At 60.8% G+C, this 2,589-nt stretch carries 2 protein-coding genes; both read right to left on the bottom strand.

Annotated elements, in window-relative coordinates:
- Positions 1-140 precede the first annotated feature (140 nt).
- Positions 141-1,724, bottom strand: a complete 1,584-nt coding sequence (locus NW819_RS09010) for a type II CAAX prenyl endopeptidase Rce1 family protein (RefSeq protein ID WP_414413540.1) — start codon at positions 1,722-1,724, stop codon at positions 141-143.
- An 89-nt stretch (positions 1,725-1,813) separates the two neighbouring features.
- On the bottom strand, positions 1,814-2,533 hold the full coding sequence (trmB, locus tag NW819_RS09005) for a tRNA (guanosine(46)-N7)-methyltransferase TrmB (RefSeq protein WP_414413541.1): 720 nt from the start codon (positions 2,531-2,533) through the stop codon (positions 1,814-1,816).
- Between the last annotated feature and the right edge of the window lie 56 nt (positions 2,534-2,589).

Genomic DNA, 2,589 nt, shown 5'->3' with positions numbered 1-2,589 from the left:
GGACTCCGTCCCGCCAACGCGAGTGGCCAGCCGTCAAACGTCACAGGCTCAGAAAGTGGTGCCGCCTCCCCGCAAAGAAGACAACGGCGGGTTCTTTAGCCGCCTCTTCGGCAGGAAAAAGTAGGCAGACAGAGATCCCCTTAACGCGCTCCTCCCAGCACCAGCAGCGTCACCAGGGATCCCGTATTCCAGAGGCTGTGCAGCAGGATGGGAGCCAGCAGGTTGCGGCTGTGGCTGTACACCACCCCCAGCACCACCCCCAGCATGGTCAAAGGCAGCAGATCGGAAAGGTTGAGGTGGGCAAGGGCAAAGGTGAAGGCGCTGAGCACAATGGCGGCCCCCATAGGCAGGTAGCGGCTTAGAGTAGGCAGCCAAAAGCCCCGGAACAGCACCTCCTCAAAAACAGGGGCACAGACAGACACCACGGCCAAAAACACCAACCGCGCCCCCCAACCATGGCTATCCAGCAGCAGGGGCAAAATGGGATTCCCACCCCCTGCCTGCGGTAGCAGCAATTGCGAGAGTGCCGCTGCCAGCACCACCAAAGGCAAGGCCACCCAGTAGCCACACAAGCCCCACAGCAGCCAAGGACCCCACAACCGCACCTGCAGCACCCTCTGCCAGCCGGGGTAGGCGTGCAAGAGACGGTACAATAACCCTGCCCCCAGCAAAGCGCCGGAATTGTAGGTGAGAAACAGGGCTACCGCCTGCTGCCAAGGGCTGAGCTGCCGTGCCCCCAGGCCGAGGATGATGATGTAAAGTCGAGGCACCAAAGCGTTGAGGGCGATAAACCCCAAAAACCAGCCGGTCAACACCGCTTGCGCCCCGATCCCCGGCCAAGGCACTTCCCAAGCAGGGCCCAGGAGCGGACGTTTGCGCCAAAGGCTCCAGCCCAGCCAGCCCAACAAGAGCATCAACCCCAGCAGTGCCCCCAGCACGGGGATCCCGCCCACCACCGCCAGTCGAAATAGAGCCGCCAAGGCCAATTTTTCCTGCTGTTGGTTGAGGGCATTTAGGCTATCGCTGCGCTGCTGCAGTCGGTAAAGCTGTTGCAGAGCCACCGCCTCAAACCAACCATCCAGATGATTGCGGATCTGCACCTCCGCCTCTGGCAAGATGCGCCGCGGTGTTCCCCACAGCCCTTGCAAAACCCGCGCTGCCCCCTTTTGGCTCGATTCCAGCTCCACGGGACGTTCCAGGTCGATGATCTGCTGCCATTGCTGCCGAGCGGCCTCCAGATCTTCTTGGTAGGCATAGAGCAAGCCCAGGCGCAGCCACAGTGCATCCAGCTCCGTCTGCAAATCTTGCATGGAGGCCAAAAGGGCGGGATCCACCTCTGGAGATTGGGCCAGTTCTGGGCTGGCCGCCTCAGATTCGCCAGCAGGAGTTAAACGGGCCAGCCGTTTCAAACGTTTCAGGCGTTCGGTGTAGTTATCGGCGGTCTGCTGATAGCGATTTTGGGCCACCTTGAACACATCCTGACCCAAAAGTGCCCGTGCCAGATCCTGATAGCGGGGATCATCGAGGGTGCGGGAAGCCTGCAGGGCGAGATCGGTTTGCAACAAATCCAACTGCGTTTGGGGCGGCGGCTGAAACCAACTGCTGGAAAGAGAAAGCCCGACAATCACAATGGCCAATAGGCTCAGCAGGTTGAGGATCCCACGGCGAACAGAAAACCAAGCAGAGGAGGGGTCGGCAGAGGCCGTGGTTTCAGAGTGAGACATTGCGGCGACGGATCCAACTCAAGCGGGTTATATCCTATCTTCTGTTTGTCTTGGCGGAATGGAGTTGTTATTACTGCTTTGCCCCGTTGTCACCGGCGCTCCAGCCAATAGCGATAGATGGGCAGGCCCAGTTGCAGACACTGCCACTCCCGCTCCGTGGGGATGCCGAGGGGATTGGAGTCCAAAGGCCCCTGGTGGGGATCCCAAAACTGCGGATGATCCAAAAATCGAGCTGCCATTTCTTCGGCCACCTCTTGGATATCCGATTGCAGGAAGACGGGGCTGCCCGGTCGCAGCAGCAGAGCCAGATCCGCCACCAGTTGGGGCTGGACGATCCGCCGTTTGTGATGGCGCTTTTTGAACCAGGGATCCGGAAATAGGATGGTCACCCGGCTGAGATCCCCCGGCGCAAACAGATGCCGCAAAGAGACATTGATGTTGGCAAACAGAAAATGGACGTTATCCAGCCCCAGCTCATCCCGCCAGGCATTGGCCCGCTCCACCAGCGCCTGCCGAATCTCTACCCCTAGGAAGTTCCAGTCGGGCTGCTCCTGAGCGAGGCGCAGCAGAAATCGTCCGCTCCCTGTGCCGATATCCAGATGAAAGGGCTGCCCCAGCCGTCGGTATACCCGCTCCCAATGGGGTGGGGGGGTGGGCTGCTGATACTGCGCCTGCAGGGGATTGACGTGCTGCCGTACCCGGTGACCGAGGCCCCTCTGTAAGGGGATCCCGGCCCAAGGCGGAGAAGGGGGGCGCTTCTCCAGTTGGCCCTCAGGCGATTGCTGCCCCTGTTGCACCTCTGCTTCCATAGACCACCTCCTGCCGCCAGCTGCGGCCCTCGCCCAGTAAACTACCCGACCCTGAC

This window comes from Synechococcus sp. R8-2 (genome assembly GCF_047461715.1).
In the GTDB taxonomy this organism is placed as follows: domain Bacteria; phylum Cyanobacteriota; class Cyanobacteriia; order Thermostichales; family Thermostichaceae; genus Thermostichus.
This window is presented reverse-complemented; position numbering and strand designations above follow the sequence as displayed.